Here is a 13,715-nt window from a genome sequence, read left to right as displayed (position 1 = left end):
GACCCGTCGTCAGTAGACGTAGTGCGAATTTCATGCCCTTGCCCCCTCACTCGGCTTTGATGTTGCCTTCGCGAACCACCTTGGCCCACGCGGCTGTTTCCTGGTCCACGAACTTGCCCAGTTCTGCGGGGCCCATGTAGGCGGCGAAGGCGCCCTGGTCTTCGATCTTTTTCTTGTAGTTGTCGCTCTCGACGATAGTCTTGATGGCTGCGGCGAGGCGGGCCGTGATGGCGGAAGGTGTCTTGGCGGGGGCGAAGACGGCGAACCAGCTTTCAACTTCGTAGCCGGGCAGCCCCGCCTCGGCAGCGGTCGGCACATTCGCAAGGGATGGATGGCGCTTGGGCCCCGCATACGCCAGGGCCTTCAACTTGCCCGCTTGCACCTGGCCAATGACGGATGGCGGCGTCGTGATGAACATGTCGACCTGGCCGCTGATGAGGTCGGTGATGACCGGACCAGCGCCCTTGTAGGGCACATGGGTCACAGGGACCTTGGACTGCTTGCCGAACATCTCGCCGGCAATGTGCTGAATCGAGCCATTGCCAGAAGATGCGTAGAACAGGCCCTTGGGATTCTTCTGGCCGTAGGCGATGAACTCCTTCAGGCTGTTGACCGGAAGGGTGGCACTGACCGCCACGACGTGCGGTGCGCGCATCACCAGCGCGATGGGCACAAAGTCAGAGGTCTTCCAGCGAATCTGCGAGAACAGCGCGGGGTTGCCCACGTGATAGCCCGAGTACTGGACCAGCAGCGTATGGCCATCGGCCGGTGCGCGGGCCGCAAACTCGGTGCCGATGTTCCCACTGCCGCCGGGCCTGTTGTCAACCACGACGGCCTGGCCAAGCGCCGTCTGCAGCTGCTCGCCAATCAGGCGGGCCACGATGTCGGTGGAACCCGCCGGGGCACTGGGCACCACGAGCGTGACGGGTTTGGAGGGGTAGGTTTCCGCGTGCGCAGCCCCGAACGCCGCGCACACCGCGATGCCCAGCAATGCATTTCTACGAATCATGTCTGTCTCCTTTTTTTTGTGGGAAAAGCATCCCCATCCCGGGTGCCGTGAGGCCATCCGGGCTGAGAGAATCGGGGAAGTGTTCGGCGGCTAGCCCGCAGGCGCCAGCTCAGAAATCTCGATGAGGTTCAAGTCGGGGTCGCGCAGGTAAATCGAGCGAATCCTGGAAGTGGCGCCCGTGCGCAGGACCGGGCCCTCGGCGATGGGAATCGAATGCTGCCGCAGGTGCTCGATGACCTGGTCGAGCGGAACCGATGCCAGGAAGCACAGGTCCAGCGCGCCGGGTACAGGCGTGTGGGCCTTGGGCTCGAATTCCCGCCCCTTCACATGCAGGTTGATTTTCTGGCTGCCGAACTTGAAGGCCCGGCGCTCCACCGGGGGCGTGCCACCGATGAAGGACTCCAGCTTCATCCCCAGTACTTCGGTGTAGAAGCGAACGCACTCTGTCTCGTTGGCAGTGGTAAGGACCAGGTGGTCGAGGTGGCTGATCATGGTGTGGACTACTTTGCAGATGCCGTGTTGCGAGCGACGGCGCGCTCCCGGATTTCATCGAAGCCCGCCGGTGGCGCATGGCGCTTGAGGCGTTCACCGGCGCGGCTCACCTGGGCGGGGAGCTCGTGGCCAATCAGCCGCTCCAGCTCGTGGGCCGCCTGGATGAGACCAGGAACATCGACACCCGTGTCGTAGCCCATCCACTGCAGCATGTGGACCACGTCCTCCGTGGCCACATTGCCGGACGCACCAGGGGCATAGGGGCAGCCACCGATGCCGCCCAGCGACATGTCGAACTGGCGGATGCCGGCCTCGACCGCCGCAAGTGTGTTGACCAGGCCCATCCCCCGCGTGTTGTGGAAGTGGCCGGTGATGTTCAGTTGGGGATAGGCCTTGGCGACTGATTCGCAGATGCCATGGACCTGGGTGGGGTATGCCATCCCCGTCGTGTCGCAAAGCGTGACGCCCGTTGCACCCAGGCCAACGAACTGACCCACCAGGTCCAGCACGGTGGCCTGCGGCACCTCTCCCTCCATGGGGCAACCGAACACGCAGGACAGCGAAATGTTCACAGGTACCTTGGCCGACACGGCAAGGGCAGCCACATCACCCAGCTGGCGCAGCGACTGTGGACGGGTCATCCTCAGGTTGGCCAGGTTGTGGGTTTCGCTGGCCGACATCACCAGGTTGAATTCGTCGACCCGGCACTCCAGGGCGCGCTCGCCGCCACGGACATTGGGAATCAACGCGGTGTACACAACACCGGGCTCGCGCCGAATGCGGAGCATGACGGCCTCGGCATCCCTGAGCGCAGGGATTGCGGTCGGCGAGGTGAACGACGTCACTTCGATCTTGGAGTACCCCAGTCCGCTCAGATGGTCCACCAACCGCACCTTGTCGTCGGTCTCTACGAACGCGGCCTCGTTCTGAAGGCCGTCGCGGGGGCCGACCTCATTGATCTTGAGCTTGATCGCCCTGCCCTCAAACATGGTGGGCCTCCTTCTCGCTGCGTGCTGGCCATCCTGCGGTTTCCGACAGGACGTGGGTGTGTTCTCCCAGCAGAGGCGCTGGATATGAAACACGTCCGGGTGTGGCGCTGAGCTTGGGAACGATGCCGGGTACCTTCACTCGCGTTCCGTCGGCGGTTTCCTGCTCGACAATCATTTCCCGGGCGATGTACTGGGGGTCGTGCACGATGTCCTCCACCGTGTAGACCTTGCCTGCAGGCACCTTGGCCTCGTCGAGCACGTTGAGCACTTCGGCGAGCGACTTGGTGAGTGTCCATGCCTCGATGGCGGCGTCGATTTCCTGAACCCGTGCGACACGGCCGTCGTTCTGGGCAAGTGCCGGTTCATGCTCCAGGTCATGCCGGCCTATGGCAGCCATGAGCCGTTTGAAGATGCTGTCGCCATTGCCCGCAATCAGCGCATAGCCACCATCAGAGCACCGATAGGCATTGGTCGGCGCGATTCCTGGCAGCGCGCTGCCCGAGCGCTCACGCACAGCGCCGAAGACGTCGTATTCGGGCACCAGGCTCTCCATCATGTTGAAGACACTCTCATAGAGGGCGACGTCAATCACCTGGCCTTCGCCGCCCCGGGCATCACGGTGGTAGAGAGCCAGCATGACGCCGAGGGCTCCGTGCATGGCGGACAGACTGTCCCCAATGGAGATGCCGCAGCGCACCGGCACCCGCCCAGGCTCGCCCGTCAGGTGGCGCAGGCCGCCCATGGCCTCGCCGAGAACGCCGAAGCCGGGCTTCTGCCTGTAGGGCCCCGTCTGCCCATACCCAGAGATACGCAGCATGATGAGCCTGGGATTGAGCGCATGCAGCGTCTCCCAACCCAGACCCCAGGCCTCCATGGTTCCGGGCTTGAAGTTCTCGATGACCACGTCTGCCTCGGTGAGCAGCGCACGGGTTGCGTCCTGGCCTTCGGGCGTGCGAAGGTCCAGTGCGACCGACCTCTTGTTGCGGGATTGGACCTCCCACCAGACCGAGGTGCCCTCCCGGAGCAGGCGCCATTTTCGCAGCGGGTCGCCAACCCCTGGCGGCTCCACCTTGATGACATCCGCGCCGAAGTCGGCCAGAGTCTTGCCAGCAAACGGGCCCGCAATCAGCTGCCCGAGTTCCAGTACCTTGATTCCGTGGAGTGCTTGCACGTTCGCCTTATCCGTTGTCTGTGGGGCGACTGTAGGAGGATCATTGCTGTCGTGGAATTGCTCATTTTTGGCACGGCATTCGCGTTTTGCGAAACCTTCCTAGAATTGACCCATGCCCACGCTCATCAACCCCGCACGCGTTGACTTCGTCACCCTCAGGCTTTTTTGCGCAGTCGCGCAGGCGGGCAGCGTTACACGGGGGGCTGAAGCCTGCAGTCTCGCTGTCTCGGCCGCGAGCCGGCGGCTGTCGGACTTTGAAAACGCTTCGGGAACAAGGCTCTTCGATAGAACATCCCGTGGAGTCCAACTGACACCTGCTGGCCACTTGGCAATGCAGCATGCACTTCGGCTTTTCCAGGGGTTCGAACAGTTCAGCAGCGAGATCCGGGACTACACCAAAGGGATACGCGGCCATGTCCGCCTGTGGGCCAACATGTCCGCACTGACGGAGTTCCTGCCTGGGTGCCTCTCCACGTTCATGGCCGAGTACCCCGACATCCATGTGGAGCTCGAAGAGCAACTGAGCGGTGACATCGTCCGCGCGGTGGTCGAAGGCGTTGCGGACATTGGCATATTCGCCGAGAACACGGCGGTCGGCGACTTGAACGTGGAGCGATTCCAGCAAGACCTTCTTGTGGCCGTTTGTGCGCACAACCATCCATTGGGAAAGCGGAAGCGGGTCAGCTTCAGGGAATGCCTGAAGTACGACTTTGTGGGCCTGAATCGTGGGAGCTCTTTGCTTGAATTGACCTCGCGAGCCGCAGAGCAATATGGCGAAGTGATGCGCGTTCGCGTGCAGGTCCGCAGTTTCGACGCGATGTGCCAGATGATCAACGCGAACCTCGGGATTGGAGTCTTGCCAGTTGCCGTCTTGAGAAATACGCAACCCCATCCACTCAAGACGGTCCATTTGAGTGAGCCGTGGGCCAGGCGCAACCTTCTCCTCGGAGTGTCGCCGTCCTGTTCAGCCGCGGCGGGACTTCTGCGAGACCACCTGAGGCTGTCCGCCGCGAGTTCCTGTTGAGAACCAGCAGTGTGCGCAAACCGCGGGACGGCTCAGTGCCAGTCCACTGGTTCTTGGGAACGTCGATGCAAGGGTAGCTAGCCTAGGCGAGATGGAAGTCGAGACGCCTGGCGAAGTGTTCCCGCTCAAGGCCATGGCAGCTACCGGGCCTTGTCTTCTTCAGTTTTTTGATCGTCGGACCCACGATACCGGCTGCCTGGGGCTTGCGGCCGACAGCGCATCCCAAAGATGCCGGGCAGCCAGGCTGTGATGCCGGCTGCGTGAGCGCACCAGGCAGGCTTGCCTGCGTAGATTCTTGTCAGCCAAAGGGGTGGCGTCGTTCACATCCAGGCTCAGCGCGGCAGCGCCGTTGAGCAGTGCAACCATGCTGTTTTCACGCGCAGCATGCACAAGATCTTCAAGCGCATCGGACTCAAGTTGGACGTTTGGCTTCAGCCCCAGCGCGGCAAAGGCGTTGTCGAGCTGGCGGCGCATTGAATACTCGGCGGGAAGCAATGCCAGAGGATGCTTCGCGACGTCGGCGAGGCTCAGCGAGCGCCTTCTGGCCCCCAACCCGACAGCAACAGCAGACTCCTCGAAACATGCCAGGACTTCAAGATCCGCATGTGGTTCCGGGTCGAAACTGACAGCAAGATCAAGATCACCGCGCAAAACGCCTTCGATCAAGGCTTGTGCAGTCCGTCTGCGCAGCGCAATCGAAAGCTCCGGCCACTGAGCTTGCGCGGTGCGCACCACGGGGAGTACCCAGCATCCAGCGTAAGACTGCACCAGGCCGACGCGGACCAGCCCTGCCACGGTGTTCGCACGTTGGCGCGCATCGCGCAGGGCCGACTGCAGTTCCATCAGACAGGCCGAAACCCGGCGGTCAAGCTCCTGCCCAGAGACCGTCGCAATGGCGCGCCCGCTCGTACGGTCGAACAGATGCACATCGAGGGTCGATTCCAACAAGGCGATTTGCTCCGACAGGGCCGCCTGAGAGATCGAGGCATCGCGCGAAGCTGCATTGAAGCTGCGCGCACGCATCGCTGCCGCGAAGTAGCGCAACTGGCGCAAGGAGACAAGATCAAGTGGATCGCGGTCGCGTGTGCCCATCGTTATCGGATTATCCGATAGATACGACCAGAAAATGCAAATTGCGTAGACCCGCTGCACTGTCGACACTACAACACGAGACAACTCCAACCAACTGTGCACCGATGAAAAGACGCAACTTCCTTCAGTACGCTGGCGCGGCCACGGCACTTCCCGCCCTCGGCGTGACGCCCTGCGCTCACGCGCAGGCTTTTCCCTCAAAGCCGATCCGGATCGTGTGTCCCTATCCAGCAGGCGCTACTACGGATGCGGTTTCGCGCCTGATGGCGAATGCCTTGCAAACGCACAGCGGTGCTACGGTGATGGTCGACAACCGCAGTGGTGCGGGCGGGAACATCGGCACCGAGGCGGTCGCACGCGGTGAGGCCGACGGATATACGCTGCTGCTGGGTGCGCTCGGCCCGTTGGCCGCCAACCCAGCGCTGTATCCCAAGCTCAACTTCGATGCAGCAAAGGACTTCACACCGCTGGCATGGGCCGCTTCGGTGCCGTTGCTCTGGGCCGTGCACCCCACCTTTGCAGCGACGACGGTCAACGAAGCCCTCGAACTGCTGCGCAAGAGCCCCGGCAAGTACTTCTACGCGTCTGCTGGCAATGGCACACCTCAACACTTGGCGGGCGAACTGTTCAAGCAGCAGACCCGTACGTCCATCCTCCACATTCCGTACCGCGGCTCCGCCCCTGCACTCAACGATGTGCTGGGAGGGACGGCTCACATGGTGTTCGAGGCCATGCCGGCCATCTTGCAGCATGTGCACAGCGGGCGCCTGAAGGCGCTTGCGGTGACGGCAGCCCAGCGCATTCCCTCCTTGCCCAATGTGCCAACGCTCAAGGAATCGGGTGTGGATGCCGAAATTGGCGGCTGGTACGGTTTCCTGGCCCCCGCTGCCACGCCGGCCGACCGCACGGACTGGTTGGTCAAACACATGGGCGCAGTGCTCGCAACCAAGACCACTCAAGACAAGCTGGCCGCACTCGGCTCGGTACCTGTCGATAGCTCCCCCCAGGCTTTCGCGCGACTGATGGCGAGCGAGCGAACACGCTGGCAGAAGCTGATCCGCGATGTCGGCATCAAGATCGACTGAACACGGAGCCCCCCATGCCGCATATTGCCATCCAGGTTTCACCGCCGCTGCTTGCAGCGATTGAATGGGAGCCTGTATTGCGGGCTCTACACCATGCGCTGGCGGAGCGCGGATGGGCAGTGCTCGCAGACCTGAAGTCGCGCGTGACTCCCATCGCCGCCGAGTTGTGCGGAGTAGATCCGCAAGCGCAGCAACTGATCGCGACCCTCATGCTGACCAACCCGCGCCCGCCGGATACCTGCGCCGCGATGGCCGCGATGGTGTTCGATCATCTTTCTCACGCAATCGACGCCCACCCGGCGCCCATGGACTGGGTGCAATGCTGCGTGTTTCTGCGTGAGCATCCGAAGACACACTACCTCAAGCGGGAGTGGAATGGACCACTTCCAACCGCAAGACAACGACCTGATCTTGCCGAACGGCAACCAGCTTAGGAGCAGCGTCCTGCCCAACGTCCCAGACTATGTCTACCCCGGAAAGGGATATCGGCATCTTTGCGATGCCCGCAGAGTTCCAACGGTCGCTTTGGGCGCCGCGATCGAAGACCGCAAGCCGCACGTAGCGCAAAGGGCTACCGTGAGCGAGATCGAACGCCATGCTCGCTTCGTCCAATGCTGATCTGAGCAGAGCGGCAGTCCGTCTGCGGAATTCGAATGCCCTGGTCCAGCTTGAAGCACGCCAATCGGACCAAAGGGCTGATCCGCAGCGGCATTGGCGGATCGTCTCGATCCATCACTGCGCTCAATGGTGAATGAAAGCGCGTCGCCCGGACATATTGCTCCCGAGCCCAGCAGTTGCCCCCAAAGTTGCCCCCACTTTGCGCTGGCTTGGGGCGGATAACTACAGACGGGTCTGGAATGAAAAAAGCCCTAAGTCGTTGATTTACTTAGGGCTTTTTAACTTCTGCGGACGTCTATGGACGACTACAAAATGAGTAGTGGTGGCCTGGGGCGGAATCGAACCACCGACACAAGGATTTTCAATCCTCTGCTCTACCGACTGAGCTACCGGGCCTGAGCCTCAAATTATAACCAGAAAAATCGAGGCATCTGAAGAACCTGAAGGAATTTTTGCGGTGCTGCTAGGTGCGCTTGCCTCGCCCCAGGTCCACGCCCAACTGGCGCAACTTGCGGTACAGGTGAGTGCGTTCCAGGCCGGTTTTTTCGGCTACCCGCGTCATCGAGCCGCCCTCGCGGGCAAGGTGGAATTCGAAATAGGCTTTCTCGAAGCCATCACGCGCTTCGCGCAGGGGGCGGTCCAGATCAAACCCCTGGTGGGCGTGCGGGCCGGCGTCCACGCTGGCCATCACGGCCGATACGGCCGGCAGTTGCGAGAACGTGGGGTCGGCGGGAGCGTGAACGGGCGCCTGGGTGGCGGCCGCCGGGGCCGATTGGTGGGCGGCATTGCGCGCCAGGCCCTGCTCCACCGCCTTGAGCAGCTTTTGCAGGGTGATGGGCTTTTCAAGGAAAGAGAACGCGCCGATGCGCGTGGCCTCCACGGCGGTGTCGATGGTGGCGTGGCCGCTCATCATGATCACGGGCATGGTGAGCACGCCGGCCGTTGCCCATTCCTTGAGTAGCGAGACACCGTCGGTATCGGGCATCCAGATATCGAGCAGCACCAGGTCGTAAGTATTGCCCGACCGGGCAGCACGCGCCTGGGTTGCGTTTTCTGCGAGGTCTACGCTGTGACCTTCGTCGTTCAGGATTTCCGACAACAGATCACGAATGCCGAGCTCATCGTCGACCACCAGAATGTTTGCCATGTGTGTTGAAGCGCCTTGGGTACTGCGGGGCGGTGTTGTTATGACGCCACCGCTGGTTCAGGGGCGAATGATAACGACACTTGGGCTCCCCGCACCACGCCATCTTCGATGCGATTCGACAAGTCGATGCGTGCGCCGTGCTCGTCGGCAATCTTTTTGACCACGGCCAGCCCCAGGCCGGTACCCCGCGGCTTGGTGGTGACGTAGGGTTCGAAGGCCCGCTGAAGGATGTGCGCGGGGAAGCCGGCGCCGCTGTCCGATACCGTGAGCCGCACGCGCCGCGAGGACTCGCTCCAGCGCGTGCTGATGCGCACCGCGGGCACGGGCTCGGAGGTGCTGGCACGGGCCTGTTCCGTGGAATCCTGCGCGTTTTGCAGCAGGTTGTGCACGACCTGGCGCAGTTGCTGCGCGTCGCCCGCGATGCTGGGGCAGCGCGGGTCCAGCTCGGCTTCCACACGCACGGTGGCGTTCTCTTCCCCATACAGGTGGAGCACATCCGCGACCAGCGCATTGAGATCCAGCGCATGCAGCTCTGCGGCGGGCAACCGTGCGTAGTCTCGGAATTCGTTGACCAGCCGCTTCATGGCGTCCACCTGGTCCACGATGGTCTTGACGGACTTGGCCAGGATGGCTTGCTCTGGATCCGGCAGTTTGCCCGAGAGCTTCATTTCCAGCCGCTCGGCGGACAGCTGGATGGGCGTCAGCGGATTCTTGATTTCATGCGCCAGGCGCCGTGCCACCTCGCCCCAGGCCTGCGCACGCTGTGCTGAAACAATTTCCGAAATGTCGTCAAAAACCAACAATCGGGCCGAATCAGGCAGTTCGGCCCCCCGGGCCACGAGGCTGGTGGCGTGCTGCCCCACGCCGCCGGACGACGCATGCAGTTCAAACGGTTGCTGCCAGTGGTCCAGCCCATGGCGTTCGGTGTCCCCCAGGAAGGCGTCGAAATGGCCCTGGATCGATGCCGCAAACTCGGCAAGGCCGGGCACCTCGGACAGCGGACGCCCTTCGTACACCGCCATGGGTGCGCGCAGGATCCGCGTGGCGCCGGGGTTGGACGACCGGATCAGCCCCTGCGCATCCAGGACGATGACCCCCGCTGTCAGGTTGTCCAGAATGGTCTGGAGATTGGCGCGGGCGGCATCGACCTCACCCATGCTCTGTTCCACGGCCTGCCGGGCATCCGCCAGTTGCTGGGTCATCAAGGCGAAGGACCGCGTGAGGCCGCCCAGTTCGTCCTTGCCCTGCAGCACGGCCTTGGGGCTGAGGTTGCCGGCCGCCACCTCGCGCACCCCTTCGGCCAGCACGAGCAGGGGGCGTGCCAGCTGATTGCCCAGCAGCACCGCCAGCAGCACGGCTCCAAATACCGCCAGGAAAAGGCTCAGCGTGAGCGTGCCCACGTACATGCGCCGCAGGCCTCCCCGCGCCAGCGCGCGCTCCTGGTATTCACGGTTGGCCTCCTGCACGGCGATGGCGTTCGCCACCAGCGCGGGCGGCAGCGGGAGCGTGGCTTGCAGGTACCGGGGCTCCACGAGCAAGCCCACACTGGGACTGCTCACCAGGGCAAGCACCTTGACCCGCGCGTTCTGCGCGGCGGCAGGGTCCGATATATCGTCCAGCCCCTCGATCTGCGCGGTGGCGCGCTGCTGGCGCACGGTGCGCAGCAGGGGCACCCCGGGGCGGTCGGGGTTCAGGCTGAAGCGCGACTGGCCGGCACTGGCCACCGCCTGCCCTGCAGCGTTCCAGAGCACGACATCGGTGGCGCCCAGCTGCTCGCGGATGCGTTCGAGCACCAGCCCGGCGGCGGCATCGGGCACCTGGGCCACCTGCGCACCCGCGTTGCGTGTCTTGGCGGCCATGTCGGTGGCCAGCGAGTCGAGTGAAACCCGGGCCAGGTTCACCCCCGCCGACAGGGCCCCTTCCACCTTCACATCGAACCAGCTCTCGATGGAGCGGGTGACGAACTGGTAGGACACCACGTAGATCAGCAGCCCCGGCATCAGGCCCACCAGCGCGAAAATGGCCGCCAGCTTGACGAGCAGCCTGCTGCCAAAGCGCCCCTTGCGCAGGCGCATGCCCAGGCGCACCGCCACCCAGACCAGCACGGCCAGCAGCAACAGCGCCACCAGCACGTTCACGCCAAAGAGCCAGGCGTAGTTGCGCTCGTACAGCGCGCGGTTGTTGGTCGCCAGGGTAAGCAGGAACATCAGCACCAAGCCGATGGCAGACATGGCGGCGGCGCCCACCCCCACCGCCCAGCGCACGGCGCGCGACTGGCGTGCGGCAGCGTGGGCTGATGCGGAGGCCGCCGCCGGCCGGGGAGCGCCGGGGTGGCTCACTTCGCAGGCTCCGCTGCCAGGCGCTGGCTGCGCGAAACCAGCAGATTCCATCCGGATCGCCCCACGGCCCCGATCTGAAACGGGCGGGGCAACTGGGACATGTCGAGCCTGAACCGGAAGTTGACCGTGTGCACGGCATCTGCCTCGATCACCTCGTTTTCAGCGATCTTCCAACGTGAAATCCGCTGAATGGCAGACAACGCGTCGGCATAGTCGTCAAAGTTCTGCCCCAGCACCACGCCCAGGCCGCTGTTGGTGAACGGTACGGGGGAGATGTTCAATCGCCATCTTCGCGTCAATGGCTGATAACTTAGGCGCAGATAGCGGGTGGTTTCCGCCACTTGGCGGTCAGACCAGTACCAACGGTCGCGCAGCACCTGGGCCTCCGCCACGAAGAACATGGGAATGCCTTTGTTCAATGCGTCTTCTGCGAGTTCCGGCAGCATGAACTGCAGGTTGGTGCTGAGGTACAGGCCGTCTTCGGCCCGCTCGAGCCGCAGTTCGCCCACCTCGGGCGCGGCGGCTTGCCCTGCCGCGACCAGCCCCGGCAGCAGGGCGGCACATCCCATGAGCACAAAAATTGCGCAAACCACCATCCACCGAGCCATCACGGACTCATTGCGGCGATTTTTGCAACAGTGCGTAAAAAAATCCGTCGTGGTCACCCGGTTGATTGTCCGGGACAGCCCCGGGCTTGTCCCCGTTGCCGGGAATTAAATGCCCCGGCGACGGCAGCAATTGCGCATCGGTGTTGTGTGCAAGAAACGTTTGCACCTGGTCGTCGCCTTCGGCGCGGAACACGGAACAGGTGCAATACAGCAGCCGCCCGCCTGGGCGCAGAAGGGGCCAGAGCGTCTTCAGCAGGTGGGCCTGCAGGGCGGCCAACTGGGCAATGTCGCTCTCGCGGCGCAGCCAGCGCACGTCGGGGTGGCGCCGCACGATGCCCGAGGCGGTGCATGGCGCATCGAGCAAGATGGCATCGAACAGTTCACCCCCGCAGTGCTGCTGCCACCAGTCCTGGGGGCGTGCGGCGTCGGCCACGACCACCTGCGCACGAAGCCCCAGGCGCTGCATGGTGTCACCGATGCGGGCGCTACGGGCGGCGTCGATCTCCAGCGCGGTGACCTGTACAGGGGCGCCAGCACCGGCCAGCTCCAGAAGGTGGGCCGTCTTGCCCCCCGGTGCGGCGCAGGCGTCGAGCACACGCAGGGGCTGTGCGAGGTCCAGGCCGTCCAGCAGCAGGGGCGCCGCCATCTGCGCGGCAGCATCCTGCACCGACACCCAGCCCTGGTCAAAGCCCGGCAGGGATTGCACAGGCACGGGGTGCCGCAGCACCAGCCCGGCCTCGCCCCACGAAGACGCTTCCAAATTAATAGCATCTAGCGCTTGCTGGTATTGCGCCGGAGTGCATTTTTGCTTGTTAACCCGCAACGTCATTGGCGCGTGGGCGTTGTTGGCCTGAAGGATCTGCTCCCAATGCTGGGGATGGTCCTTGCGCAGCCGTGCGATCCACCACTGGGGATGGTTCCAGCGGGCCAGCGGGTCGTCGCCGGTGCGGGCGACCAGCGCATCGCGCTCGCGCAGAAAGCGGCGCAGGCACCCATTGATGAACGAGGCCTGCGCGCGGGTGGATGCGCTCCGCTTGGCCGCCTCCACCGCCTGATTCACCAGCGTGAAGGCCTCATACGGCGATTCGTCCGGGTTCCAGCACAGCGCCAGGGCCGTGCACAGCAAGGCATCCGCCGCCGGCGGCGGCGTGCGGGCGACCATCTGGCGGCGCAATGCCTCGGCGCGCCCGGCCTGGCGCAGCACCTGGAACAGCAGAGACTGCACGCCCGGGCGCAGACCCACGTCCACCGCCCCCATGGCGGCGGTTCCGGACTGGCCCCCGCGAATGGCAAGCAAGGCGCCGGCCACGGCATCCAGCTGCTGCCACAGCGCCACCGGCTGTCCGCCCCCGGACGGCGGGTGGGCGGGGCGGCGGGGCGAAGGAGGTTGCCCCCCGGAAGAAGACGTGGGGCGCGCAGGGGGTTGGGTCATGGTGGTCCTGAAAACGGTCTACAGGCCCCGGGCGGCCTTGAATCCGAACACCCAGGCCAGCAGGTTCGCGGGAAACTGGGCAATGGCGGCGTTGTAGTGCAACACCGCATCGTTGAAGACGCGAATGGCCTGGTCGTTCTGCTGGACATGTTCATCCCACCGGATTTGCCAGGGCGACGGCAAGGCGTCCCGCGCGTCAGCCGCTGTGGGCGGTGGGTCGCCCTGCCCTTCCCTGCGCCCCGCCTTCTGCCAGCAAGCCTGCAGCACATCGCGTGCGGCCGTCAGAGCGGCGATTGCATCTGCCTGCAGGGGACGGGCACGCGCCATTGCGAGCGACGCACTCAATTGGGTGGTGGCGCCCTGCAGTGCTGCCATCTCCTGTTCCGGGGCACTCAAGGTGGAGGGCTGGACAGCATGCGCGGCTCCAAACTCTCCCAGCAGCGCCACCAGCCGCACCATGTGCGCGTCAAAACTGCCGAACGCCTGCACGACGGCAGAGCGCAGCCGCATCAGGCGGTTGTAGGCGCCCAGGGCCCAGAAGACGGCGATGGCAAAAACAATCCAGAAAAGAGGCGATGACCACATGCACAGCTGCCGTCTCCGCGTGCACCACGCGTTCCGGCCCGAAAAGTAAATGGAGAAAGGAAAAGAAGAAAGGTGCGCAGACGATGTGTCCAAAAAAAAGCTCCCGGCCTGCCAGGGACAGGGC

General features: G+C 64.0%; 13 protein-coding genes and 1 tRNA gene. 3 read left to right on the top strand and 11 right to left on the bottom strand.

Features of this window, described 5'->3' with window-relative positions:
- Window positions 1-46: 46 nt before the first annotated feature.
- The 4 genes from AC1RCS_RS01735 to AC1RCS_RS01720 form a co-directional block, all read right to left on the bottom strand.
- Window positions 47-1,009 carry a Bug family tripartite tricarboxylate transporter substrate binding protein gene (locus AC1RCS_RS01735; RefSeq protein ID WP_369641173.1) on the bottom strand — a complete coding sequence of 321 codons (963 nt, stop codon included), beginning with the start codon at window positions 1,007-1,009 and terminating at the stop codon, window positions 47-49.
- 90 nt (window positions 1,010-1,099) lie between these two features.
- Window positions 1,100-1,501 carry a VOC family protein gene (locus AC1RCS_RS01730; protein ID WP_218297375.1) on the bottom strand — a complete coding sequence of 134 codons (402 nt, stop codon included), beginning with the start codon at window positions 1,499-1,501 and terminating at the stop codon, window positions 1,100-1,102.
- Window positions 1,502-1,509: 8 nt separating this feature from the next.
- Window positions 1,510-2,490 carry a hydroxymethylglutaryl-CoA lyase gene (locus AC1RCS_RS01725; RefSeq protein ID WP_492245735.1) on the bottom strand — a complete coding sequence of 327 codons (981 nt, stop codon included), beginning with the start codon at window positions 2,488-2,490 and terminating at the stop codon, window positions 1,510-1,512.
- Window positions 2,483-3,661 (bottom strand): CaiB/BaiF CoA transferase family protein, encoded by a 1,179-nt coding sequence (locus AC1RCS_RS01720; protein ID WP_492245736.1) that lies wholly within the window; start codon window positions 3,659-3,661, stop codon window positions 2,483-2,485. The genes AC1RCS_RS01725 and AC1RCS_RS01720 overlap by 8 nt, the downstream gene beginning before the upstream one ends.
- Window positions 3,662-3,773: 112 nt before the next feature.
- Here AC1RCS_RS01720 and AC1RCS_RS01715 point away from each other — a divergent pair, with 112 nt between their 5' ends.
- The gene (locus AC1RCS_RS01715) at window positions 3,774-4,685 is read left to right on the top strand and encodes a LysR family transcriptional regulator (protein ID WP_369641171.1); all 912 of its coding nucleotides are present in this window, start codon (window positions 3,774-3,776) and stop codon (window positions 4,683-4,685) included.
- Window positions 4,686-4,844: 159 nt separating this feature from the next.
- Here the strand turns inward: AC1RCS_RS01715 and AC1RCS_RS01710 are convergent, their stop codons facing one another.
- A complete protein-coding gene (locus tag AC1RCS_RS01710; RefSeq protein ID WP_218297379.1) occupies window positions 4,845-5,777 on the bottom strand; it encodes a LysR substrate-binding domain-containing protein in 933 nt (310 codons plus the stop codon).
- Window positions 5,778-5,881: 104 nt separating this feature from the next.
- Between AC1RCS_RS01710 and AC1RCS_RS01705 the strand changes: the two genes are divergently transcribed.
- Both AC1RCS_RS01705 and AC1RCS_RS01700 read left to right on the top strand, forming a co-directional pair.
- Window positions 5,882-6,862 carry a Bug family tripartite tricarboxylate transporter substrate binding protein gene (locus tag AC1RCS_RS01705; RefSeq protein ID WP_492245737.1) on the top strand — a complete coding sequence of 327 codons (981 nt, stop codon included), beginning with the start codon at window positions 5,882-5,884 and terminating at the stop codon, window positions 6,860-6,862.
- A gap of 14 nt (window positions 6,863-6,876) precedes the next feature.
- Window positions 6,877-7,296 (top strand): 5-carboxymethyl-2-hydroxymuconate Delta-isomerase, encoded by a 420-nt coding sequence (locus tag AC1RCS_RS01700; RefSeq protein WP_492245738.1) that lies wholly within the window; start codon window positions 6,877-6,879, stop codon window positions 7,294-7,296.
- A 504-nt stretch (window positions 7,297-7,800) separates the two neighbouring features.
- Here the strand turns inward: AC1RCS_RS01700 and AC1RCS_RS01695 are convergent.
- The 6 genes from AC1RCS_RS01695 to AC1RCS_RS01670 all read right to left on the bottom strand — a co-directional run bounded on the left by AC1RCS_RS01695 (window position 7,801) and on the right by AC1RCS_RS01670 (window position 13,591).
- A tRNA-Phe gene (locus AC1RCS_RS01695) sits at window positions 7,801-7,876 on the bottom strand.
- A gap of 67 nt (window positions 7,877-7,943) precedes the next feature.
- Window positions 7,944-8,627 carry a response regulator gene (locus tag AC1RCS_RS01690; protein WP_218297382.1) on the bottom strand — a complete coding sequence of 228 codons (684 nt, stop codon included), beginning with the start codon at window positions 8,625-8,627 and terminating at the stop codon, window positions 7,944-7,946.
- A gap of 38 nt (window positions 8,628-8,665) precedes the next feature.
- On the bottom strand, window positions 8,666-10,966 hold the full coding sequence (locus AC1RCS_RS01685; RefSeq protein WP_218297383.1) for a sensor histidine kinase: 2,301 nt from the start codon (window positions 10,964-10,966) through the stop codon (window positions 8,666-8,668).
- Window positions 10,963-11,574 (bottom strand): DUF4390 domain-containing protein, encoded by a 612-nt coding sequence (locus tag AC1RCS_RS01680; RefSeq protein WP_492245739.1) that lies wholly within the window; start codon window positions 11,572-11,574, stop codon window positions 10,963-10,965. Before AC1RCS_RS01680 ends, AC1RCS_RS01685 begins: the two co-directional genes overlap by 4 nt.
- A gap of 7 nt (window positions 11,575-11,581) precedes the next feature.
- Window positions 11,582-13,006 (bottom strand): 16S rRNA (cytosine(967)-C(5))-methyltransferase RsmB, encoded by a 1,425-nt coding sequence (rsmB, locus tag AC1RCS_RS01675; RefSeq protein WP_492245740.1) that lies wholly within the window; start codon window positions 13,004-13,006, stop codon window positions 11,582-11,584.
- Between the two features lie 18 nt (window positions 13,007-13,024).
- On the bottom strand, window positions 13,025-13,591 hold the full coding sequence (locus AC1RCS_RS01670) for a LemA family protein (protein ID WP_218341323.1): 567 nt from the start codon (window positions 13,589-13,591) through the stop codon (window positions 13,025-13,027).
- Window positions 13,592-13,715: the final 124 nt, after the last annotated feature.

It is taken from the genome of Acidovorax sp. GW823-FHT01C06, assembly GCF_058798375.1.
The sequence above is the reverse complement of the archived record's forward strand: the minus strand, read 5'-3'. Positions and strand labels throughout refer to the sequence as shown.

Excerpts from the sequence above, each read along its gene's own strand:
- AC1RCS_RS01705 (WP_492245737.1), top strand. The coding sequence starts at position 5,882 with ATGAAAAGACGCAACTTCCTTCAGTACGCTGGCGCGGCCACGGCACTT.
- AC1RCS_RS01710 (WP_218297379.1), bottom strand. The coding sequence starts at position 5,777 with ATGGGCACACGCGACCGCGATCCACTTGATCTTGTCTCCTTGCGCCAG.
- AC1RCS_RS01680 (WP_492245739.1), bottom strand. The coding sequence starts at position 11,574 with ATGGCTCGGTGGATGGTGGTTTGCGCAATTTTTGTGCTCATGGGATGT.
- rsmB (WP_492245740.1), bottom strand. The coding sequence starts at position 13,006 with ATGACCCAACCCCCTGCGCGCCCCACGTCTTCTTCCGGGGGGCAACCT.
- AC1RCS_RS01715 (WP_369641171.1), top strand. The coding sequence starts at position 3,774 with ATGCCCACGCTCATCAACCCCGCACGCGTTGACTTCGTCACCCTCAGG.
- AC1RCS_RS01700 (WP_492245738.1), top strand. The coding sequence starts at position 6,877 with ATGCCGCATATTGCCATCCAGGTTTCACCGCCGCTGCTTGCAGCGATT.
- AC1RCS_RS01690 (WP_218297382.1), bottom strand. The coding sequence starts at position 8,627 with ATGGCAAACATTCTGGTGGTCGACGATGAGCTCGGCATTCGTGATCTG.
- AC1RCS_RS01735 (WP_369641173.1), bottom strand. The coding sequence starts at position 1,009 with ATGATTCGTAGAAATGCATTGCTGGGCATCGCGGTGTGCGCGGCGTTC.
- AC1RCS_RS01725 (WP_492245735.1), bottom strand. The coding sequence starts at position 2,490 with ATGTTTGAGGGCAGGGCGATCAAGCTCAAGATCAATGAGGTCGGCCCC.
- AC1RCS_RS01670 (WP_218341323.1), bottom strand. The coding sequence starts at position 13,591 with ATGTGGTCATCGCCTCTTTTCTGGATTGTTTTTGCCATCGCCGTCTTC.
- AC1RCS_RS01730 (WP_218297375.1), bottom strand. The coding sequence starts at position 1,501 with ATGATCAGCCACCTCGACCACCTGGTCCTTACCACTGCCAACGAGACA.